Genomic DNA, 20,956 nt, shown 5'->3' with positions numbered 1-20,956 from the left:
GGCATGGCGCGGGGGTGCGCCGGGATTGATGAATTCGCGCATGCCGTTTCGAAGTGGCTTCGCCTTCGGAGCCATGCGCCCGGGGATTACGCTTGACTGATATCGGCAAGGACATCGAACGCCCGCTCGGACAGGCAGTCCGGCCGCCGCGCGCCGCCGGCAAGCTCAGCGGCGGTGCGATCATGGCGACAGTGGCCGTGCTGGTGGTGGCAGGCATCTCCGGCGCGATCGCGCTCAGGGAAAAGCCGTTTCGTAAGCCGCAAGAGGTTGCCGTTTCAACGCCGAAAGTGACCGCGGCGGCCGAACCTGCCGCCGCGCCGCCTGCATTGGCCCCGGCGGCACCGAAGCCGGAGGCGCCGGTCAAATCAGGTGGGCCGCAGATCATCCATGTGCAGACGGAGGAGGGCGATGGGCCGCCCAAGGCAGCGATCGTCATTCGCGACCCGTCGACCGTCGGCCAGAACCTGAAGGTCGCGCATATTCCAGACAAGGCGCTGATCGAGACCAGCGAGACCGGGCCTTTGCCGGTGCGCGCCGCCGATGGCAGGCGGCCGTTCGACGTCTATGCGCGGCCCTGGTCGGGCGGGCGCGGCGCACGGGTGGCGATCGTCATCGGCGGGCTTTCGGTTTCGCAGACCGGCACCCAGGCGGCCATCGCCAAGCTGCCGGCGGAAGTGACGCTGGCCTTCGCGCCGCAAGGCAACAGCATCGGCCGCTGGATGCAGGCAGCCAGGCAGAGCGGCCACGAGATCGTCATGCAGGTGCCGCTCGAACCGTTCGATTATCCCAAGGTCAATCCGGGACGCAACACGCTGACGGTGGCGGCGAGCGCGGACGAGAACCTGAAGAGCCTGCACTGGGCGCTGTCGCGGACGACCAACTATACCGGCGTCATGAACTATATGGGCGCCCGCTTTTCCGCTGACGCGGCGGCGATGGAGCCGTTCATCGCCGAGCTCGGCAAACGCGGCCTCGCCTATATCGATGACGGCTCGTCGTCGCGCAGTCTGGCGCCGGATCTGGCGCTGAAGGACGGCGTGCCCTTCGTCGCCGGCGACATGGCGATTGATGCCGTGCAGGATCGCGGCGAAATCCTGAAGAAGCTCGACAGCCTGGAGGCGACCGCGCGGGCCAAAGGCACTGCCGTCGGCATCGGTTCGGCCTTCGACCTGACGGTCGATACCGTGTCATCCTGGGTGGTCGAGGCCAAGAAGCGCGGCATCGAGATCGTGCCGATTTCAGCGGTGGCTATCGATCCGCAAAAAGGCTAGCCCTCGGAAGACGGCTGGAAAGAGTGACTGATGCCAAAGACGAACAAAATCGACCGCGAAACGCTGCCTTACCGACCCTGCGTCGGGCTGATGATCCTCAATGCCGAGGGCCTGGTCTGGGTCGGGCACCGCATTGCCGAACCGGACAGCGAATTTGCCGGCACGACGCAGCTCTGGCAGATGCCGCAAGGCGGCATCGACGAGGGCGAGGAGCCCCTGCAGGCGGCCGAGCGCGAGCTCTATGAGGAGACCGGCATGCGCGGCGTCTCGCTACTGGCCGAGGCGCCGGACTGGATCAACTATGATTTGCCGGAGCATCTCGTCGGCATCGCCTTCAAGGGCCGGTATCGCGGCCAGACGCAGAAATGGTTCGCCTTTCGCTTCCACGGCGATGTCAGCGAGATCCAGATCAATCCGCCGCCGGGTGGCCACACCGCCGAGTTCGACAAATGGGCATGGCGGCCGATGCAGGACCTTCCTGACCTGATCGTGCCGTTCAAGCGCCATGTCTATGAGGATGTGGTGGCGGCGTTCCGGCATCTGGTGCGATAGTAGGGGAGTAGGGGAGTAGGGGAGTAGGGTTGAATGTTCTGTTGCGGTCCGCGCCAAATTCTACTGACTACTGACTAACCCATCCACCACAAGAACGGTCGCCATGAACGACGCCGCCAAGAGGTCACTGCCCGAAGAGGTCACCACCACGAGCGAAGTGGCGGCTGGGGCCATCCTCACCATCGATCTCGGTGCAATCCGTGAAAACTACCGCCGGCTGAAGACGCGGTTGGGCGATGTTGCCTGCGCTGGTGTGCTCAAGGCGGACGGCTACGGCCTTGGCGCCGGCCAGGTCGGGGCGGCACTGCTGCGCGAAGGCTGCGATGTCTTCTTCGTTGCGCTTCTGGGCGAAGGCGTCGCCCTGCGCCGCTCGCTTGGGGCCGGCACTGCCATTTTCGTGTTGAACGGCATTCCGCCCGGTGCCGAGCCGGACGCCGTGGCAGCAAACCTTTGCGCTGTTATCAACAGCCCCGAGCAACTGGCAGCCTGGCGTTCTGCGGCCCGCCGCGCCGGCCGAAAACTGCCGGCCGCGGTCCAAGTCGACAGCGGCATGTCGCGGCTCGGCATGGCGCCCCGGGATGTGGAGCGCGTTGCCGCCGATCCGCAGGCCTTCGACGGCATCGACATCAGGTTCGTGATGAGCCATCTGGCCTGCGCCGACGAGCCGGAGCACCCGGCCAATGAGCTGCAGCGACTGGCATTCGAGCAGCTGCGCAAGATGCTGCCGGCGGCACCGGCCTCGCTGGCCAATTCCTCCGGCATCTTTCTTGGGGAGCGCTTTCACTACGATCTCGCCCGCCCCGGTGCCGCGCTCTACGGCATCAATCCGACGCCGCCAAAGCCCAATCCGATGCTGCCGGTGGTGCGGTTGCAGGCAAAGGTGGCACAGACGCGAAGCGTCGAAAAAGGCGCCGGCGTCGGCTATGGCCACACCTATCATGCGCAAGGCCCGCTCAGGCTGGCGACGATTTCGTTCGGCTACGCTGATGGCTGGCAACGCCGCGCCGCGTCCGCCGCCTGGTTCGAGGGCGTGCGGCTACCTTTCGTCGGGCGGGTGTCGATGGATTCGATCATTCTCGACATTTCCGCCCTGCCGGCCGGCAGGCTGCGCGAGGGTGATCTGGTCGAACTGCTCGGTCCCTCGCAAAGCGTCGATGACGCCGCCGGCCATGCCGGCACCATCGGCTACGAGATCCTGACCAGCCTCGGTCCGCGCTTCCATCGGCGCTATGTCGGCGGTTGAGCGGTTTGGCCGCGCTTGACAAGCGGACGCCTGTCGGCAAGGCTCCATGCATGAGTAGCCCAGCTTATATCAGAACCTTGTTCAGGGTCTGCCCGATCGCGGGATCGTAGCCCCGGCGCGGTCGCCTTTTGGCGTCCGTCCGAACCGGGGCATTTCTACCTGACATTATCATTCCCGAGCCAGACAGCTTCGCGGCTGCCGGTTTTTCATCAAGCCACCGTTTGCGCGGCGGCAGGCGCGCGTCTGTTCGATGCGCCAAGTCATGAGGTTTGCCATGCAACATGCAACAGGATTGCGTCCACCGAGCCGGCTTCTGGTCACCGATGCCGACCATCATAGGCTGACGGGCCTGGCGCGGGCGTCGCTCGACCGCGTGCCCGAGACGGCCGAAGAATTGCTTTCGGAGATGGACCGTGCCGTTGTCACGGCAGCGGCTTCCATGCCGGCCAATGTCGTGCGGATGGGCTCGGCGGTGACAATCCGCAACGATGGCGGCAACATCCAGCGCGTCACGCTGGTCTATCCCGGCGAAGCAGACATCAGTGAAAACAGGATCTCGGTGCTGACGCCGATGGGGACGGCGCTCATCGGCGCGACCGCTGGGCAGACGGTGTGCTGGAGCAGCCGTGGCGGCCGGGAACTGTCGGCGACCATCGAAGTGGTCGATACGCCGGCCTGCGGGCGGGAGGGGGCCTGATCATGGAGACGGTGATGACAGGCGCGAATTTCCGGCTGACGACAAAAGACTTCGCCGTCCTCGAAATCATGTTGGAGCGTCGGCGGGCTTTCGCGGATCCGATTGTTCCAATGCTTGAAGACAAGCTTTCCAAGGCCGAGGTCGTCGCGATCGATTCGGTCGGATCCGATATCGTGACGCTGAACAGCAGGCTGGTATTCCGTGTCGATGCCGGCCCCGCCCAGACCCGGACCCTGGTGCAGAATGAGGTGCGCGGCCCGGTCGGCTCCAGCCTGTCGATCATGACAAGGCGGGGGCTTTGCATGCTCGGCATGGCCGAGGGCCAGACTGCATGGATCGAACAGGCCGACGGCAGGCGGGAGTCGGTCCTGATCGCGACCGTGCTCTACCAGCCGGAGGCCGCGCGGCGTGCCGTTAGGGAGAAATCCCAGGCCGAGGCGCGACGGCCGCATGGGCTCACCCTTGTCTACAGCGCCGCAACCGATTGGCGGCCCCTTGGCGAAAGGGCCGGAATGCGGCAGACAGGGGATGACGACCCCGGTCCTGCGGCGGCGTGAACAGGCAACACTGCATGATCTCGAAAATCGGCATCGATTTTCGCCGGGGATCATGCGCAAATCGGAAATGCGCCGCGTCCAGGCGTCCTCAAGGGCGTGCGACGCGGCAAGGAGTGAACGATGAAGATCATGGTGCTGGGCGGCGGGGTCATCGGAGTGACCACGGCGTACTTTCTCGCCGAGGCCGGCCACGAGGTGACGGTTCTCGACCGCCAGAAAGGCCCGGCGCTGGAAACCAGCTTCGCCAATGCCGGCGAAATTTCGCCCGGCTACGCCTCGCCCTGGGCCGGTCCCGGCATTCCGCTGAAGGCGATCAAATGGCTGCTGATGAAGCATGGCCCGCTGGTGGTGCGGCCGGCCTTCGATCCGCATATGTGGACATGGCTCATCAAGATGCTGCGCAACTGCACGGCCGAGCGCTATGCGATCAACAAGGCGCGCATGGTGCCGCTGGCCGAATACAGCCGCGATACGCTCAAGGCGCTGCGCGAAGCGACCGGCATCGCCTATGACGAGCGGACCCAGGGCACGCTGCAGCTGTTCCGGACGCAAAAGCAGCTTGACGGCACCGGCGGCGATGTCGAGGTGCTGAAGAAGTATGGCGTGCCTTACGAGATCCTCGACCAGGACGGTTGCATCGCGGCTGAGCCTGGCCTTGCCGGGGTGCGCGAAAAGTTCGTCGGCGGCCTCAGGCTGCCGCACGACGAGACCGGCGACTGCAAGATGTTTACCGACAGGCTGGCCGAACTCTGTGTGGCCCGTGGCGTCAAGTTCGAGTACGACGTGACGATCTGGCGCGTCATCCGCAGCCGCAACCGCATTGCCAATCTCAGCACCAGCAAGGGCTGGAAGACCGCCGACGCCTATGTGATGGCGCTGGGCAGTTATTCGGCGGGTTTCATGCGCCGAGTGAAGCGGCCGATCCCGGTCTATCCGGTCAAGGGCTATTCGATCACCGTGCCGATCAAGGACGCGGCGGCGGCGCCGGTCTCGACGGTGATGGACGAGACCTACAAGGTGGCGATCACCCGGCTTGGCGACCGCATCCGGGTTGGCGGTACGGCCGAGATTTCCGGCTTCGACCTCAGGCTGCACGAATCGCGGCGGCGCACGCTGGAACACTCGGTCGGCGATCTCTTTCCTGGCGCCGGCGCGATGCGGGACGCGACGTTCTGGTGCGGGCTGCGGCCGATGACGCCGGATGGCCCGCCGCTGATCGGCCGCACCGAGCTTTCCAATCTCTATCTCAACACCGGCCACGGCACGCTCGGCTGGACCATGGCTTGCGGCTCGGGCAAGGTGCTGGCCGACATCATCTCCAACCGGGTGCCTGACATCGACGTCCGCGACCTCGCGCAGGAGCGCTATCTGCGCTAGAGAGTCAGAACGCCTGCCGGACCCAGTCCTCGTCGAAAAGCAGCCGATACGCCCACGGGATCGTCACATTGGTGGCGACCGGTTTGGAGTGGGCGACATAGTCGTCATAGATCGGCTTCATCCTGGTGTAGAAGGCCGGATCGAGCACCATCATGCCGTTCTCACTGTCGTGGAAGAAGCTGCGGTTGTTGAGGTTGACCGACGAGATGGCGACCAGCCTTTCGTCGATCATCATGATCTTGGAATGCAGCACCACGTCAGGCGCCTTGAACTCGCGGATGTTGATGCGATCGCCATATTTCTCGACAAACAGCTTGTTGAGCGCGGTGAGAAACTTGCCGCCGATATCGCCCTTGAGATCGATGCGGCCGACAATGTCGATCCTGACGCCGCGCGCGAGCGCCCGGTCAACAGCCTGGGCAAGCTTGGGCGTCAGGTTGAGGTAGGGATTAACGATCTGGATATGGTGCTGGGCGGCGTCGACCAACTCGACGAAATAGTCCTCCAGCGCATGGCCATCCTCGTAAGGCACCGAAATGAAGTGTCGTGCCGTGCCTGAAGGACGGGCGCCGTCGGACCGGACCGGAATGGAGAAGGGGCGCGCCAGATTGGTGTCGGTGTCGCGCAGCCACACTGTCGAAAGATGCGCGGCAAGGGTCTCGACCGTGGCCGGATCGGCGAACTCGATGTCGAAGTCGCTCCAGTTCGAATAGTAGTTCAGCGACAACCCGTCGGTCTTGCCGTATTGCTCAAGGTCTGGATAGCGCGACAGATCGATCGGCTGGTGGAACAGGAAGCCGTCATGGATGTTGCGGCCGCCGATGATGGCGCGCGACCGCCGTGGATCGTCGGCAAGCGTCGCCAGCATCTTGACGTGATGGACCTTGTGCAATTGTGAAATCTGCTCGTCGATCGGCGCACCCCGGTCCGCCCGCCAGCGATATTCCTGCAGCCCGACATTGGGGAATTCGGTCGCCAGCCGATGCAGCATGGCGTCGTCCTTGTCGCGCTCCAGCACGTCGGTGACCAGGATGCGCACCTTGGTGCCGAGGGCTGCATGATGACGGATCAGCCGTTCGATGATGCGGCCGGAGAAGTCGGCCTTGAACTCCAGGGATGACAGATAGATCAGCTTCAGTTTTGGGGCCCTGGAGAAGTCGAGCGGCAGCTCCGGGTCGCCCTTGTCGATGGCGCTGTCGGACAGCGGCGCTCCCATCAGCGCCTCGACCTTGGCGTTGAAGCCATCGCGCGATTTGCGCAGCAGGCGCGGCTTTCCGATCGGCAAGGCACAGGTCTGCGACAGCCAGCGGCTGGCATAGAAGGCGCGGCTGAGAGGATCGAGGCCGGTGGGGTCGGGCGTCGGGCAACGCTCGTAGCGACTGTCGAAAGCGGCAAGCGCCGGATCGGCGGTCTCTTCGCGCCGGATGGTGAGCGGCGCGCCGGCCGGAGCAAGGCTGGAGCGGATTCTTGTCGCGCAGCGGTTCAGGCCGTCACTTGGAAACAGGCTGACCGTATCGTCCTCGCCGGACAGGCGAAAGCGAAATGCCGTGCCGGTGGCGATGGTGCGTGAAGCGCCGCCGGCACGGATCGCCAGCGTGCCGTCGCAGACGCCTTCGATGTCGGCCGGTTGCTTGCCGGCCTGGCGCAGCACGATCTCGACGCTGCGCGCTTGCAGGCCGGAGAAATCGAAGGTCTTGGGCGCCGAAGGCCGCGCCGCCGCATCGATGTAGAGCGTCTGTCGCGACACCCGCCAGCGTCCGTCGAAATGACCCTCGCCGCTGTTGGCGCCGGCCGGCGGCAGATGCATTTCGGCAACCGGCCCGGCCAGTTTTTGCAGCGTCCGGTAGGTCGCCTGGAAATCGCTGTTGGCGATCTCATGGCGGTCGTGGCCGAAAGGGCCGGTGCCGTTGGCGCGGTCCATGGCGCCAAGCTGATGGCGGGCGAGCAGCGCCAGGAAGCGTTTTTCGTAGTCGCTGGTGCCGGCGTCGCCGAAAAACTGCGCGGCGGCGATCCGTGGCCCAGCTGTCTCCGCGGAGAGCGCGGGTCGCGCGCAAGCGCTCTGGCCTTGCAGGAGATCGCAGGCATTGCGACCAGTACCGGCACAGCCGGCAAGGACAGCCAGCCCGAACAGAACGACGGCGATGAATGCGCGACCCTTCACCCGGCAGCTCCGGTCTTCAGGGCACTCAATTGCGCCGGATCGCGCGGCGGCATGAAACCCTGGGGGAAGACCTTGCAGACGGGGATGGCAAAGGTGGCGATCAGCAGTTCGGCCTCGCCGCGCATCTTGCGCGGCGTTGCGTTGTCGTCACGGATCGCTTTCGCCGAGGCGACCAGGGCGCCGTCGCAGTCGCAATGGTTGTGGCGGGCGATGTAGCAGGCATCATGCGTCTGGCAGGCCGCGTCGAGGCGGTCGGCCGGCCGGGCCGACAGATCGCCGGTGCGGGTGCCGGGGCCGCAATAATTGCCGAAGACGAAAGGCGAAGGCCGCGCCATGGCGTAGCGGATCGGTTTGGGCAGTTCGGCCTCCGGAACCTTCGTCCACGGATTGGCGCAAGCGGAAATGAAAAGCAGCGGCAGGATGGCAAGAACGGCTCGCATGTCTATCCGCGCCAGCTTTCTGAAAGGTTCCCCACCCGGCGACCTGCCCGTGGCCGGCGACCGCACGCCTGATGCCACACTGGCCGGTTTTGTGGCAAGGAAAAGGCGGCACGGCCAAAGCGTATCGCGTTTGATCGGATTCATGCGATGCGCTTTAGCGTCTTAGTTTATGCATGTCGTTCGCCCAAAACCGAGATCAGTTTTGGGCGACATGCCTCAGACGAACAGGTTCCGCTCCCGCTCCACCATCTTGGTGATGAAGCTGGCGACGATCTGGACGCGGCGCAGTGGCCTGACCGATTCGTGATAGACCAGCCAGTAGGCGCGGCGGATGGGTGCCACGACATCGACCGGCACGAGTTCCGGCATCGAGCGGGCGACGAAGGTGTGCAGGATGCCGATGCCGGCGCCCGAGCGCACTGCTTCGGCCTGGCCGAGCGCCGAGGAGATGGCGAAACTGGTGCGCCAGTCCGCGCTGAATTCGGCCGCGTAGTCGAGCGAAGGGCTGACAATGAGATCCGGCACATAGCCGATAAGGGTGTGCTGGCCGAGTTCGGCCGCTGTTTTGGGCAGACCATTGGCATCGACATAAGCGCGCGAGGCAAACAGGCCGAGCGAATAGTCGACCAGCTTTCCCGCCACCAGCCGGCCTTCGGTCGGCCGCTCGACAGTGATGGCGATGTCCGCCTCGCGGCGCGACAGGGAGAAGGAGCGCGGCACCGGCACAAGCTGGATCGTCAGTTCGCGGTGCAGGGCGGTCAGCGCGCCAAGGCGTTTGGCCAGGAAGGCAACGCCAAAACCGTCCGGGGCGCCGATGCGCACCGTGCCGGAAACATCGTCGCCTTCGCCTGATATGGTCGAGCGCGCGGCGATCATGTCGCCCTCCATGCGCTCGGCAATGTCGAGGAAGCGCTCGCCGGCGGGAGTCAGCTCGCTGCCGGTGGTCAGCCGGCGAAACAGCTTTGTCCGAAGCGCATCCTCGAGTGCGGCGATGCGGCGTGAGACGGTGGCGTGGTTGAGCTCCAGCCGTTTGGCGGCGCCAAGGATCTGGCCGGCACGCGCCACGGCAAGGAAGATGCGGACGTCATCCCAGTTCATGGGGATGGTCCAGATGACAATCGCTGACGCCGCGTCCTGTGGTGGGAACTCAATCTCTCAATCCCTGCTGCTATCAGACGGGGTCTCGCATTTGCGAGAATTGATGCTCGTCCGTCAACCGCTATCTACTTTCCGCACAACGGTTGCGTTCTCCGTCGCGTTGCCATCCGCCGGCCAAAGGCGGACAATGCAGCATCACAAACAAGGGAGAGAAATCATGATCGACTATGGTCATTTCATCGGCGGCAAGCACGTCGCCGGGACCAGCGGCCGCAAGCAGGATGTCATGCAGCCGATGGACGGCTCCGTGCGCGGCACGGTGGCGCTGGCATCACAGGCGGAACTGCGCGCTGCGGTGGAGAACGCCAAGGCTGCGCAGCCGAAATGGGCCGCAACCAACCCGCAGCGTCGCGTGCGCGTGCTGATGAAGTTTCTCGAACTGGTCGCCCGCGACTATGACGAACTGGCCGACATCCTGGCGCGCGAGCACGGCAAGACGATCGCCGACGCCAAGGGCGACATCCAGCGCGGCCTCGAAGTGGTCGAAGTCTGCATCGGCGCGCCGCACATGATGAAGGGTGAATTCACCGACGGCGCCGGCCCCGGCATCGACGTCTATTCGATGCGCCAGCCGCTCGGCGTCGTCGCCGGCATCACACCGTTCAACTTCCCGGCAATGATCCCGCTGTGGAAGATCGCGCCGGCCATCGCCTGCGGCAACGCCTTCATCCTGAAGCCTTCGGAGCGCGATCCGGGCGTGCCGATGCGCATCGCCGAACTGTTCCTCGAAGCTGGCCTGCCGGCGGGCATCCTCAATGTCGTCAATGGCGACAAGGACGTGGTCGACGCCATCCTCGACGATCCCGACATCAAGGCCATCGGCTTTGTCGGCTCGACGCCGATCGCCCACTACATCTATTCGCGCGGCACGGCCGCCGGCAAGCGCGTGCAGTGCTTCGGCGGCGCCAAGAACCACATGATCATCATGCCCGATGCCGACATGGACCAGACGGTCGACGCGCTGATCGGCGCCGGCTACGGCTCGGCCGGCGAACGCTGCATGGCGATCTCGGTTGCCGTCCCGGTCGGCAACGACACCGCCAACCGGCTGATGGAAAAGCTGATCCCGCGCGTCGAAAGCCTGAAGGTCGGTCCTTCGACCGACTCTTCCGCCGATTTCGGCCCGCTGGTGACGCGCCAAGCCCTGGAGCGGGTCAAGGGCTATGTCGACACCGGCGTCAAGGAAGGCGCCAAGCTGGTCGTCGATGGCCGCGGCTTCTCCATGCAGGGCTATGAAGACGGCTACTATATGGGCGGCTGCCTGTTCGACAACGTCACCGCGGACATGCGCATCTACAAGGAAGAGATCTTTGGGCCGGTGCTGTCGGTTGTGCGCGCGCCGACCTATGAGAGCGCGATCAAGCTCGCCAACGACCACGAGATGGGCAATGGCGTCGCCATCTTCACCCGTGACGGCGATGCCGCGCGCGATTTCGCAAGCCGTGTCCAGGTCGGCATGGTCGGCATCAATGTGCCGATCCCGGTGCCGATTGCCTACTACACCTTCGGCGGTTGGAAGGCGTCTTCCTTCGGCGACCTCAACCAGCACGGCCCGGACGCGTTCCGTTTCTACACCAAGACCAAGACGGTGACCTCGCGCTGGCCGTCCGGGATCAAGGACGGTGCCGAATTCGTCATCCCGACGATGAACTGACCGGACAACAGATTGATTTTGAATTTGAGGCCCGGGCGCTCGCGCCCGGGCTTTTTTGCAGGTCGGCGACGACCCTATCTGCGTGAACGCTAATGTGATGGAACCAAGTGGGCATCTGCCGTCTTGGTTTGCAGTCCTGCCGCAAGGAGGTACGGCAGATTAAGCAACGGCGCTGGCGACAGCTTCGGGGACATCGTCTGGCGCAAGGAGGTGTCAGATGACCCGTCTTGTGGCAACGCTATTTTTCGCGGCGGTTTCCGCGTTTGCCGCCGTCCCGGCGATGGCGGAGCAATGCGCAGCCCGTGCGGATATGATCAAAGCGCTCGGGGAAAAATTCCACGAAAGCGAGGCTGCGCGCGGCCTGGTCAACCCGAGCGTCATTCTTGAGATATTCGTCTCCGACCAGGGCACCTGGACGATCCTTGCCACCGACACGCATGGTCAGAGCTGCGTCATCACGGCGGGCGAAGGCTGGGACGGTTCGGTGATGGCGGCGGCTGCCTTGCCAGGGACCTGATCCGAGTTTCGAGGAAGCACCGGCGGCGAAAGCGCATCGGATTAAAAGACGTTCAGCGCGTCGCAGCCGTTTCGGCGTGGCCGCGCAGCAGCGCCATCAGGCGTTTGGCATCCTTGGCCGCGGCCTCCTCGTCGCCGGCAAGGATCGAGCGGATCAGCGCGACATGGTGCTCGGCGGATTCGGCAAGACCGGTCTCGGCCTTGTAGCGGAACCAGAAGCGGCGGCTGTGGGTCTGCAACGGGGCGGCCAAACGGACGGCGAAGGGATTGTCGGCAGCCAGCGCCAACGCTTCGTCAAGTGCCTTGTCGGCCTGAATGAAGGCAAGCACGTTGCCCGAGATCACCGCTTTCTGCATGGCAAGCGCTGCTTCGTGAAACAGGTCGGCGGCCTCGCGGGTGACGAAGCGGGCGGCCGAGCGGGCCAGCACCACCTCGACGCCGCGACGCGCGTCGAGCACGCGCAGCCAGTCGCCGGGATGCAGCGGGGCGATGGCGATGCCTGCGCGCGGCCTGATGTCGAGCAGCCCTTCCCAGGCCAGCCGCTGGATCGCCTCGCGCACCGGTGTCCTGCCAAGCCCGAGCCTGTCGATCAGGGCGCCCTCGGTGACGAAGCTTGCCGGGGCCAGTTCGAGCGTGACGATCATGTGCTCGAGCACATGGTAGGCCCTGGTCGCGGCCGGCTCCGCCGAGGTGCTTGCTGCCGTGGATATCAAATGCGCTCTCCTGATATATCTTGAATATATCATAACGGATTCCGCATTGACAGCGGGTTTGTTAATAGATATACCAGTGATATATCAGATGGAGAGATGATCATGTGGACCGGAGTTTTTCCTGCCGTCACGACCAAATTCACCGCGGATGATCGCCTCGATCATGCCGAGATGGAGCGCTGCTTCAACCTGCAGATGGAAGCTGGCTGCGACGGCATCATCGTTTGCGGATCGCTCGGCGAGGGGCCGATGCTGTCGCCCGATGAGAAGATCGAGGTGCTGAAGACCGCACAAAAGGTCGCCGGCAAGAAGCCGGTGCTGCTGACGGTCAACGAGGCCGGCACACGCGAGGCCGCCAGCATCGCCAAGCGCGCGAGCCGGGAAGGCGCCAACGGCCTGATGGTCGTGCCGAGCCCGATCTACCACACCAATGCGGAAGAGACGGTCGCGGCGCTGCGCGCGGTCGCGCAGGCTGGCGACCTGCCGGTCATGATCTACTCCAACCGGCTTGCCTACCGCGTCGACGTCAGCGTCGACCAGATGGAGGAGCTGGCGTCGGACGAGCGCTTTGTCGCGATCAAGGAATCCTCCGACGACATCCGTCGTTCGACCGAGATCATCAATCGCCTGGGCACTCGCTACGACCTGTTCACCGGCGTCGACAATCTGGCCTTCGAGGCGCTGTCGGTCGGCGCCATCGGTTGGGTGGCCGGACTGGTCACCGCGTTCCCGCGCGAGACGGTCGCCATCTACCAGCTGATGAAGCAGGGTCGCCGCGAAGAGGCGCTCGGCATCTACCGCTGGTTCCGGCCGCTGCTCGACCTCGACGTCTCGACCTATCTGGTCCAAAACATCAAGCTTGCCGAAGTGTTCGCGATCAACACAAATGACCGCGTTCGCATGCCGCGACAGCCGCTGTCTGGCGATCGCCGCAAGTCCGTCGAGAAGATCGTCAAGGATGCGCTCGCGGTGCGGCCGACACTGCCGCAGTTCTGAGGCTTCTTCTTCCTGTTCGCAGGGAGAAGATGGTGGCAGCCAGATAAGGGGCAGCGCCCACGTGCAAGGAAATTCCAGGTCGACAGAAGCGGGGCGCAGCCCCTCATCCGCCCTTCGGGCGCCTTCTCCCCGTGAACGGGGAGAAGGGTTGGACATAGCCATCGTCGGTGGCGGCATCATCGGTATCTGTGCCGCTGCTTCTCTCGCTGAGGCGGGACGCAGGGTCACCGTCTTCGATCGCACAGGCATTTGCGAGGAGACGAGCTCGGGCAATGCCGCCGCCTTCGCCTTCTCCGACGTGCTGCCGCTGGCGCACAAGGGCATGATGCGGCAGCTGCCGAAATGGCTGGCCGATCCGCTCGGCCCGCTCAGCATCCCGCCCGCCTACCTGCCGACGCTTCTGCCCTGGCTGATCCGCTTCTGGCGCGCCGGTGCGCCGGGGAAATACGAGGCGAGCCTTGCCGCTCAAGCAGGCATGATGAAGCTTGCCGAGGCGGAGTGGATGGGCTTGCTCGATCGCTCCGGCACGCGGTCGATGCTGCGCGAGGATGGCTCGCTCGAGCTTTACGAAAGCGAAGCCGAATTTCAGGCCGGGCTGCCCGGCTGGGCGGCGCGTAAGCGTTTCGGCATCGGTTTCCGCCACGTCGAGGGCGAGGAACTGGCCGCCTTGCAGCCGGGCCTGTCGCCGCGCTTCATCAAAGGCACATTCGTGCCGGGATGGAAGACGGTCGCCGACCCGAAACTGCTGGGCAAAGCGGTGTGGACCTATGCGCAGGCCAAGGGCGCTCGCTTTGAGCTGGTCCGGATCAGCCAAGTCGCGGCGGATCAGGATGGAGCGACGCTGACGTTGGCAGACGACACGACCAGACAAGCCCGGCACCTCGTCGTCGCCGCCGGCGCCTGGTCGCATCTGCTGGCCAAGCAACTCGGCGATCGCATTCCGCTGGAGACCGAGCGCGGCTACAACACCACCTTGCCGACGGGTGCCTTCGACGTGAAGCGGATGCTGATCTTCTCCGGCCATGGTTTCGTCGTCACGCCGCTCGAAACGGGCCTGCGCGTCGGCGGCGCCGTCGAACTCGGCGGCATCGAGCGGCCGCCCAATTATGCCAGGTCGAAGGCGCTGCTGCAGAAGGCACAGAAATTCCTGCCGGGGCTCGATCCCTCGGGTGGGCGCGAATGGATGGGGTTCCGCCCCTCGCTGCCGGATTCAGTGCCCGTCATCGGCGGCGCGCCGGGAAAGCGGTCGGTGGTCTATGCCTTCGGCCATGGCCATCTCGGCCTGACCCAGGCGGCGGCCACCGGACGATTGATCAGGGATCTTGTCCTGGGGCAGACTCCGCCGATCGATCTGGCTCCCTTCAGTCCGCAACGATTTTGATTTTTTCGGGTTTTTGATTTTCGAGGAGCGTCATGGCCAAGAAATCCTTCTTCTGCATAGACGGCCACACCTGCGGCAATCCTGTGCGGCTGGTCGCCGGCGGCGGCCCGCTGTTGCAGGGCGCGACGATGATGGAGCGGCGTGCGCATTTTCTGGCCGAATATGACTGGATCCGCACCGGGTTGATGTTCGAGCCGCGCGGCCACGACGTGATGTCCGGTTCGATTCTCTATCCGCCGACGCGCGAGGATTGCGACATCGCCATCCTGTTCATCGAAACCTCCGGCTGCCTGCCGATGTGCGGCCATGGCACGATCGGTACGGTGACGATGGCCATCGAGCACGGACTGATCAAACCAAAGACGCCGGGCGTGCTCAGGCTCGACACGCCGGCCGGGCTGGTCGTCGCCGAATACAAGCAGGTCGGCGACTATGTCGAGGAGGTGCGCATCACCAATGTGCCATCCTTCCTCCATGCCGAGGGGCTGACGGTCGAATGCCCTGGGCTCGGTGAAATCACCGTCGACGTCGCCTATGGCGGCAACTTCTACGCCATCGTCGAACCGCAGGAGAACTATCGCGACATGGCCGATCATTCGGCGGGCGACTTCATCGCCTGGAGCCCGGTGGTGCGGCAGCGGCTCAACGAGAAATATTCCTTCGTGCATCCGGAAAATCCTGGCATCAACCGGCTGTCGCACATGCTGTGGACCGGTGCGCCGACGGTGGATGGGGCGGATGCCCGCAATGCCGTGTTCTACGGCGACAAGGCGATCGACCGCTCGCCCTGCGGCACCGGCACCTCGGCGCGCATGGCGCAGCTTCATGCCAAGGGCAAACTCAAGGCCGGAGACAGCTTCGTGCATGAATCGATCATCGGTTCGCTGTTCAAGGGCAAGGTCGAAAAGGATGTCAGCGTGGCCGGCAAGCCGGCCATCATTCCCTCGATCGGCGGCTGGGCGCGCATGACCGGACTGAACACCATCTTCATCGACGACCGCGACCCGTTCGCGCACGGGTTTGTTGTCAAGTGATGGGAATCCTGACCTTGCGGAAAGCAACGACCTGAAAAATGGATCGTGCCAAAAACGCAAGGATTCCTTTCATCACCTAATTTTGACGGCGATTTCTTCGAAACGGAGCGCATGATGCGGTCGAATCGTCAAAGACATTGCGTTATGCCAATGGTAGGGTCCGCGATAGTCCAGGGGTCGGATGATGGAAAACGGGCAATCGGGCGGCGTGCTTCGAAAACACGCATGACGATTGAAAAATGACGTTGCAATCCGGGCTCGAAACTTTACGACTAGGGGAAATACGAAAAGGAATGCGTCTGCATGGGCGACATTCCAGGGGAGCCATGTACACATGCAGTACTTTGTCCAGCAGCTTATCAACGGGCTGACGCTGGGATCGATCTATGGGCTGATCGCGATCGGCTACACGATGGTCTACGGCATCATCGGTATGATCAATTTCGCCCATGGCGACATCTTCATGGTGGGTGCCTTCACGGCACTGATCGTCTTCCTCGCCCTCGGCGCGCTGTTCTATTCCGTGCCGGTTGTGCTGGCGCTGCTGATCATGATGATCGTGGCGATGCTGCTCACCAGCCTCTACAACTGGACGATCGAAAAGGTGGCCTACCGGCCGCTGCGCGGTTCGTTCCGACTGGCCCCGCTGATCACTGCCATCGGCATGTCGATCGCGCTGTCGAACTTCGTCCAGGTGACGCAGGGTCCCCGCAACAAGCCGATCCCGCCGATGGTCAGCCAGGTTTACAACATCAACGGCATCAGCGTGTCGCTGAAGCAGATCATCATCGTCGTCGTCACGGCGCTGCTGCTGGCGCTGTTCTGGTATCTGGTCAACAAGACCTCGCTTGGACGAGCGCAACGGGCCTGTGAGCAGGACCGCAAGATGGCGGCGCTGCTCGGCATCGATGTCGATCGTACCATCTCGATCACCTTCATCATGGGTGCGGCCCTTGCCGCGGTCGCCGGCACTTTGTTCCTGATGTATTACGGCGTCATTGCCTTCTCGGATGGTTTCACGCCGGGCGTGAAAGCCTTCACGGCGGCGGTGCTGGGCGGCATCGGTTCGCTGCCGGGCGCGGTGGTCGGCGGGTTGATGATCGGCTTCATCGAGAGCATGTGGTCGGCCTATTTCTCGATCGACTACAAGGATGTCGCGGCGTTCTCGATCCTGGCCATCGTGCTGATCTTCCTGCCTTCCGGCATATTGGGCCGGCCAGAAGTCGAAAAGGTCTGAGACTATGGCCGTCACCGTATCTCCGGAGCGCGACACCGTCGCCACCCCCATGCAGCGCGCATTGCGCGAGGCGCTCTATGCCGCTGCCATATCGTTTGGCCTGTTCGTGCTGTTCATCGGCCTGAAGACCGGCCAGAACATTTCCAATGAACTGGTCCTGACGACACGCTGGGGCCTGCTTGCCGCCGTGGTTATCGCCACGGCTGTCGGGCGCTTCCTCTATGTCGCCTATGGACAGCCCTTCCTGGCCAACCAGAAGATCACCGACGTCGCCACCGGCCTGCTGCCGGCCAGCGTGGCGTCACGCTTCTTCCAGTTGCCGGCCTTCATCGTGGCCTTGGTCGCGGCGGTGGTGTTATTTGCGGTCAACAGCTCTCTCGTCGGATGGGTGGGAGCGGAGCCGGCGGGCTATCTGCAGTTCCTGCGCGCCTTGTCGGTCATCTATGTGCTGGCCTGCGTGATCTATTATTTCCGCGGCTTCATTCATGCCAACTTCACCAAACTCGGCATTGCCGCGCTGATCCTCTATCCGATCCTGGTGGTGGCGATCCTGTCGCTGATGTCCTGGTCGTTCGTCGGCGGACTGCAAGGCTCGCTGAAATGGGTCGACAATTTCGGCATCCAGATCCTGATCTATGTGATGCTGGCCTGGGGCCTGAACATTGTCGTTGGCCTCGCCGGCCTGCTCGACCTCGGTTATGTGGCCTTCTACGCGGTCGGCGCCTATGCCTATGCGCTGCTCGGCACGCAGTACGGCCTGTCGTTCTGGATCCTTTTGCCGGCCGCCGGGGCCATGGCCGCCTTCTGGGGCGTGCTGCTCGGTTTCCCGGTGCTGCGCCTGCGCGGCGATTACCTGGCGATCGTCACCTTGGCTTTCGGTGAGATCATCCGCCTGGTGCTGATCAACTGGCGGGAGGTCACCAACGGTTCAGCCGGTATTTCCGGCATCCCGAAGGTCACCTTCTTCGGCCTGATGACCTTCAACGTGTCGGACCCCAATTACGTCGCCAAGGTGCTGCATCTGGCGACATCGAGCGCCTACTACAAGATCTTCCTCTATTACCTGATCCTGGCGCTGGCGCTGCTGACAGCCTTCGTCACCATCCGGCTGCGGCGCATGCCGGTCGGCCGTGCCTGGGAAGCGTTGCGCGAGGACGAGATCGCCTGCCGCTCGCTCGGCATCAACACCACCACCACGAAGCTTACGGCCTTTGCCACGGGTGCGATGTTCGGCGGCTTCGCCGGCGCATTCTTCGCCGCACGGCAGGGCTTCGTCAGCCCGGAATCCTTCGTCTTCCTGGAATCGGCCATCATCCTGGCCATCGTGGTTCTCGGGGGCATGGGCTCGCTGGTCGGCATAGCGGTCGCCGCAATGGTGATGATCGGCGGCACCGAGGCGTTGCGCGAACTCGACTTCCTCAAGCAGGTCTTCGGACCGGACTTCACACCGGAACTCTACCGCATGCTTCTGTTCGGCATGGCCATGGTCATCGTCATGCTGTGGAAGCCGCGCGGCTTCGTCGGCAGTCGTGAACCAACCGCCTTCCTGAAGGAGCGAAAGGCCGTCTCAAGCTCCTTCACCAAGGAAGGACACGGCTGATGAATGCGAACCCTGTTCAGAAAGCCGCTTCGGGCATGAACGACGCTATCCTTCAGGTCGATCATCTGTCGATGAAGTTCGGTGGCCTGGTGGCCATAGGGGATCTGTCTTTCGCCGCCAAGCGCGGCGAGATCACCGCGCTGATCGGCCCCAACGGCGCCGGCAAGACCACGGTGTTCAATTGCATCACCGGCTTCTACAAGCCCTCGGAAGGCATGATCACGCTCAACCGGAACGATGGTTCGACCTTCCTGCTCGAGCGGCTGCCCAACCATGAAATCCCGGCGCGCGCCAAGGTGGCGCGCACCTTCCAGAACATCCGCCTGTTCTCCGGCATGACCCTGCTGGAGAACCTGCTGGTCGCCCAGCACAACAAACTGATGAAGGCATCGGGGTACACGGTGCTTGGCCTGTTCGGCTTCAGTGGCTATCGCAAGGCCTCGGCCGAATCGGTGGAACTCGCCAAGCATTGGCTGGAAAAGGCCGATCTTGTCGACCGTGCCGACGACCCGGCCGGCGACCTGCCCTATGGCGCGCAGCGCCGTCTCGAGATCGCTCGCGCCATGTGCACGGGACCCGAGCTTCTGTGCCTCGACGAGCCGGCGGCCGGCCTCAATCCGAAGGAATCGGCGGCGCTCAACGAGCTGCTGATCGACATCAAGAACACATCCGGCGCCTCGATCCTGTTGATCGAGCACGACATGTCGGTGGTCATGCAGATCTCCGACCATGTCGTGGTGCTGGAGTATGGCCGCAAGATCTCCGACGGCAGTCCGCAGTCGGTGCGCACCGATCCGCGCGTCATCGCCGCCTATCTCGGCGTCGACGACGAGGAAGTCGAAGCGGTCCTTACCGAAGTCGGCGACGAAGATGTCATCGAACAGCTCGATACGGGGCCGGATGCCGCGCACGGTCCGGGAACATCGTCGTCCTATCTCGCCGGGCCGGTGACCGACACGGTCGGCCATAGTTCGGGCGAGCGGGTTACGGTGGCCAAGGGAGCGTCAAAGGCCGGTCAGGTCGACGCCAGGTCGCTCGCCGCGGCAAACAAGGCAGCCTCGCTGGCAGCCGTGCCGCCGGCGAAGGCAAAGCCTGCTCCGAAAGCGACGTCGAAGGCGGCAACCGGCACGGCGGCGAAGTCGACCGCATCCGCCAAGCCTGCGGCGAAGACTGGAGAGATCTCCAACCGGCTGGCTGCGCCTCGCGGCGGCAAGGCCGACAATTTGACCCGCATAAAGGGCATCGGTACGGTCAACGAGAAGAAGCTCAACGATCACGGCATCTTCCACTTCGACCAGATCGGCGCCTGGAAAAAGGCCGACGTCGAGGCCGCCGAAGCCTATCTTGCTTTTGACGGACGTATCGCGCGCGAGGAATGGGTCAAACAGGCCAGGCTGCTCGGCCAGGGCAGGGACACGGAATTTTCGCGCCGCGTCGATGCGGGCAAGGTGGCGACGAGCCATGCTTCCGCAAAGACTGCAAAGGCAGCCTCCGGAAAGACCGCGAGCAAGACCGCTGCCAAGCCCGTGGCGGGCAAGCGTGGAGGGGGCAAGTGATGGCCGCGACAACGCTGCTCGATATCAAGGGCGTGCAGACCTATTACGGCAACATCCGGGCGCTGAACGGCGTCGATGTCACCGTCAAGCAGGGTGAGATCGTGGCGCTGATCGGTGCCAATGGCGCCGGCAAGTCGACGCTGATGATGACTATTTTCGGTGCGCCGCGGGCTCGCGCCGGGACTATCACCTTTGCCGGCACCGACATAACTCAGATGCCGACGCACGAGATCGCGCGCATGCGCATTGCCCAATCGCCCGAGGGCCGGCGGATCTTTCCGCGCATGACGGTGATGGAAAACCTGCAGATGGGCGCCAGCCTCGACAACCTCAAGCACTATGACGAGGACGTCGAGAAGGTGTTCACGCTGTTCCCGCGTTTGAAGGAGCGCATCACCCAGCGCGGTGGCACGCTGTCGGGCGGTGAGCAGCAGATGCTGTCGATCGGACGCGCGCTGATGGCACGGCCGAAGCTGCTTTTGCTCGACGAGCCGTCGCTGGGTCTCGCGCCGCTGATCGTCAAGCAGATCTTCGACGCCATCCGCGAACTGAACCGCACCCAGGGGCTGACCGTGTTCCTGGTCGAGCAGAACGCCTTCGGCGCGCTCAAGCTCGCCACGCGCGGCTACGTCATGGTCAACGGCAATGTGACGATGAGCGGCACCGGCAAGGAACTGCTCGCCAATCCGGAAGTGCGCGCCGCCTATCTCGAGGGCGGACACCACTGAGTTCGAAGCGGAATGCGTGCACCGCTATTCCGCTCCAGATTGTTTGTTTGTCGCATGATCTTTGTCCGGAAAGTCCGCAACTTTT

At 63.9% G+C, this 20,956-nt stretch carries 19 protein-coding genes; 15 read left to right on the top strand and 4 right to left on the bottom strand.

Going from position 1 to position 20,956, the window contains the following annotated elements:
• Window positions 1–92: 92 nt before the first annotated feature.
• From LB519_RS04155 to LB519_RS04130, 6 genes are all read left to right on the top strand, one after another.
• Window positions 93–1,271: a divergent polysaccharide deacetylase family protein gene (locus tag LB519_RS04155; RefSeq protein ID WP_224618788.1), complete on the top strand. Its 1,179-nt coding sequence runs from the start codon at window positions 93–95 to the stop codon at window positions 1,269–1,271.
• Between the two features lie 30 nt (window positions 1,272–1,301).
• The gene (locus tag LB519_RS04150; RefSeq protein WP_013529078.1) at window positions 1,302–1,823 is read left to right on the top strand and encodes an RNA pyrophosphohydrolase; all 522 of its coding nucleotides are present in this window, start codon (window positions 1,302–1,304) and stop codon (window positions 1,821–1,823) included.
• Between the two features lie 103 nt (window positions 1,824–1,926).
• Window positions 1,927–3,066, top strand: a complete 1,140-nt coding sequence (gene alr / locus LB519_RS04145; RefSeq protein WP_224618787.1) for an alanine racemase — start codon at window positions 1,927–1,929, stop codon at window positions 3,064–3,066.
• Window positions 3,067–3,340: 274 nt separating this feature from the next.
• Complete coding sequence (gene rnk, locus LB519_RS04140) at window positions 3,341–3,763, top strand: nucleoside diphosphate kinase regulator (protein ID WP_027162554.1); 423 nt, start codon at window positions 3,341–3,343, stop codon at window positions 3,761–3,763.
• Between the two features lie 2 nt (window positions 3,764–3,765).
• A complete protein-coding gene (locus LB519_RS04135) occupies window positions 3,766–4,320 on the top strand; it encodes a nucleoside-diphosphate kinase (protein ID WP_224618786.1) in 555 nt (184 codons plus the stop codon).
• Window positions 4,321–4,440: 120 nt separating this feature from the next.
• Window positions 4,441–5,697, top strand: coding sequence for a D-amino acid dehydrogenase (locus LB519_RS04130; RefSeq protein WP_013529082.1), 1,257 nt, complete (start codon window positions 4,441–4,443; stop codon window positions 5,695–5,697).
• Window positions 5,698–5,701: 4 nt separating this feature from the next.
• Here LB519_RS04130 and LB519_RS04125 read toward each other — a convergent pair whose 3' ends face one another.
• The 3 genes from LB519_RS04125 to LB519_RS04115 form a co-directional block, all read right to left on the bottom strand.
• The gene (locus LB519_RS04125) at window positions 5,702–7,858 is read right to left on the bottom strand and encodes a phospholipase D-like domain-containing protein (protein WP_224618785.1); all 2,157 of its coding nucleotides are present in this window, start codon (window positions 7,856–7,858) and stop codon (window positions 5,702–5,704) included.
• Entirely contained in the window at window positions 7,855–8,298 is a 444-nt protein-coding gene (locus LB519_RS04120) for a hypothetical protein (RefSeq protein WP_224618784.1), read from the bottom strand. Before LB519_RS04120 ends, LB519_RS04125 begins: the two co-directional genes overlap by 4 nt.
• 216 nt (window positions 8,299–8,514) lie before the next feature.
• Complete coding sequence (locus tag LB519_RS04115; RefSeq protein ID WP_013529085.1) at window positions 8,515–9,396, bottom strand: LysR family transcriptional regulator; 882 nt, start codon at window positions 9,394–9,396, stop codon at window positions 8,515–8,517.
• Window positions 9,397–9,613: 217 nt separating this feature from the next.
• Here LB519_RS04115 and LB519_RS04110 point away from each other — a divergent pair, with 217 nt between their 5' ends.
• On the top strand, window positions 9,614–11,110 hold the full coding sequence (locus LB519_RS04110) for a CoA-acylating methylmalonate-semialdehyde dehydrogenase (RefSeq protein WP_013529086.1): 1,497 nt from the start codon (window positions 9,614–9,616) through the stop codon (window positions 11,108–11,110).
• Window positions 11,111–11,327: 217 nt separating this feature from the next.
• Window positions 11,328–11,627: a hypothetical protein gene (locus tag LB519_RS04105; RefSeq protein WP_224618775.1), complete on the top strand. Its 300-nt coding sequence runs from the start codon at window positions 11,328–11,330 to the stop codon at window positions 11,625–11,627.
• 52 nt (window positions 11,628–11,679) lie between these two features.
• Here LB519_RS04105 and LB519_RS04100 read toward each other — a convergent pair whose 3' ends face one another.
• A complete protein-coding gene (locus LB519_RS04100; RefSeq protein ID WP_224618773.1) occupies window positions 11,680–12,372 on the bottom strand; it encodes a GntR family transcriptional regulator in 693 nt (230 codons plus the stop codon).
• Between the two features lie 69 nt (window positions 12,373–12,441).
• Between LB519_RS04100 and LB519_RS04095 the strand changes: the two genes are divergently transcribed.
• The 7 genes from LB519_RS04095 to LB519_RS04065 all read left to right on the top strand — a co-directional run bounded on the left by LB519_RS04095 (window position 12,442) and on the right by LB519_RS04065 (window position 20,871).
• A complete protein-coding gene (locus LB519_RS04095) occupies window positions 12,442–13,335 on the top strand; it encodes a dihydrodipicolinate synthase family protein (protein ID WP_024502892.1) in 894 nt (297 codons plus the stop codon).
• Window positions 13,336–13,396: 61 nt separating this feature from the next.
• The gene (locus tag LB519_RS04090; protein WP_411909231.1) at window positions 13,397–14,716 is read left to right on the top strand and encodes an NAD(P)/FAD-dependent oxidoreductase; all 1,320 of its coding nucleotides are present in this window, start codon (window positions 13,397–13,399) and stop codon (window positions 14,714–14,716) included.
• A 32-nt stretch (window positions 14,717–14,748) separates the two neighbouring features.
• Entirely contained in the window at window positions 14,749–15,750 is a 1,002-nt protein-coding gene (locus tag LB519_RS04085; RefSeq protein WP_013529091.1) for a 4-hydroxyproline epimerase, read from the top strand.
• 334 nt (window positions 15,751–16,084) lie between these two features.
• Window positions 16,085–16,987: a branched-chain amino acid ABC transporter permease gene (locus LB519_RS04080; RefSeq protein ID WP_013529092.1), complete on the top strand. Its 903-nt coding sequence runs from the start codon at window positions 16,085–16,087 to the stop codon at window positions 16,985–16,987.
• A 4-nt stretch (window positions 16,988–16,991) separates the two neighbouring features.
• Window positions 16,992–18,587, top strand: a complete 1,596-nt coding sequence (gene livM, locus LB519_RS04075) for a high-affinity branched-chain amino acid ABC transporter permease LivM (RefSeq protein WP_013529093.1) — start codon at window positions 16,992–16,994, stop codon at window positions 18,585–18,587.
• Window positions 18,587–20,143, top strand: coding sequence for an ATP-binding cassette domain-containing protein (locus LB519_RS04070; RefSeq protein WP_063173264.1), 1,557 nt, complete (start codon window positions 18,587–18,589; stop codon window positions 20,141–20,143). Before livM ends, LB519_RS04070 begins: the two co-directional genes overlap by 1 nt.
• Complete coding sequence (locus LB519_RS04065; RefSeq protein WP_013529095.1) at window positions 20,143–20,871, top strand: ABC transporter ATP-binding protein; 729 nt, start codon at window positions 20,143–20,145, stop codon at window positions 20,869–20,871. Before LB519_RS04070 ends, LB519_RS04065 begins: the two co-directional genes overlap by 1 nt.
• Window positions 20,872–20,956 lie beyond the last annotated feature (85 nt).

The sequence above is a fragment of the Mesorhizobium sp. AD1-1 genome (genome assembly GCF_020164655.1).
Taxonomy (GTDB): domain Bacteria; phylum Pseudomonadota; class Alphaproteobacteria; order Rhizobiales; family Rhizobiaceae; genus Mesorhizobium; species Mesorhizobium ciceri.
Note: the sequence above shows the minus strand (reverse complement) of the source record. Positions and strands in the feature narration are given on the sequence as shown.

What these genes read in the sequence shown, in the direction of transcription:
- LB519_RS04150 (WP_013529078.1), top strand. Translation starts at nt 1,302, where the DNA reads ATGCCAAAGACGAACAAAATCGACCGCGAAACGCTGCCTTACCGACCC.
- alr (WP_224618787.1), top strand. Translation starts at nt 1,927, where the DNA reads ATGAACGACGCCGCCAAGAGGTCACTGCCCGAAGAGGTCACCACCACG.
- rnk (WP_027162554.1), top strand. Translation starts at nt 3,341, where the DNA reads ATGCAACATGCAACAGGATTGCGTCCACCGAGCCGGCTTCTGGTCACC.
- LB519_RS04135 (WP_224618786.1), top strand. Translation starts at nt 3,766, where the DNA reads ATGGAGACGGTGATGACAGGCGCGAATTTCCGGCTGACGACAAAAGAC.
- LB519_RS04130 (WP_013529082.1), top strand. Translation starts at nt 4,441, where the DNA reads ATGAAGATCATGGTGCTGGGCGGCGGGGTCATCGGAGTGACCACGGCG.
- LB519_RS04120 (WP_224618784.1), bottom strand. Translation starts at nt 8,298, where the DNA reads ATGCGAGCCGTTCTTGCCATCCTGCCGCTGCTTTTCATTTCCGCTTGC.
- LB519_RS04115 (WP_013529085.1), bottom strand. Translation starts at nt 9,396, where the DNA reads ATGAACTGGGATGACGTCCGCATCTTCCTTGCCGTGGCGCGTGCCGGC.
- LB519_RS04110 (WP_013529086.1), top strand. Translation starts at nt 9,614, where the DNA reads ATGATCGACTATGGTCATTTCATCGGCGGCAAGCACGTCGCCGGGACC.
- LB519_RS04105 (WP_224618775.1), top strand. Translation starts at nt 11,328, where the DNA reads ATGACCCGTCTTGTGGCAACGCTATTTTTCGCGGCGGTTTCCGCGTTT.
- LB519_RS04100 (WP_224618773.1), bottom strand. Translation starts at nt 12,372, where the DNA reads ATGATATATTCAAGATATATCAGGAGAGCGCATTTGATATCCACGGCA.
- LB519_RS04095 (WP_024502892.1), top strand. Translation starts at nt 12,442, where the DNA reads ATGTGGACCGGAGTTTTTCCTGCCGTCACGACCAAATTCACCGCGGAT.
- LB519_RS04085 (WP_013529091.1), top strand. Translation starts at nt 14,749, where the DNA reads ATGGCCAAGAAATCCTTCTTCTGCATAGACGGCCACACCTGCGGCAAT.
- LB519_RS04080 (WP_013529092.1), top strand. Translation starts at nt 16,085, where the DNA reads ATGCAGTACTTTGTCCAGCAGCTTATCAACGGGCTGACGCTGGGATCG.
- livM (WP_013529093.1), top strand. Translation starts at nt 16,992, where the DNA reads ATGGCCGTCACCGTATCTCCGGAGCGCGACACCGTCGCCACCCCCATG.
- LB519_RS04070 (WP_063173264.1), top strand. Translation starts at nt 18,587, where the DNA reads ATGAATGCGAACCCTGTTCAGAAAGCCGCTTCGGGCATGAACGACGCT.
- LB519_RS04065 (WP_013529095.1), top strand. Translation starts at nt 20,143, where the DNA reads ATGGCCGCGACAACGCTGCTCGATATCAAGGGCGTGCAGACCTATTAC.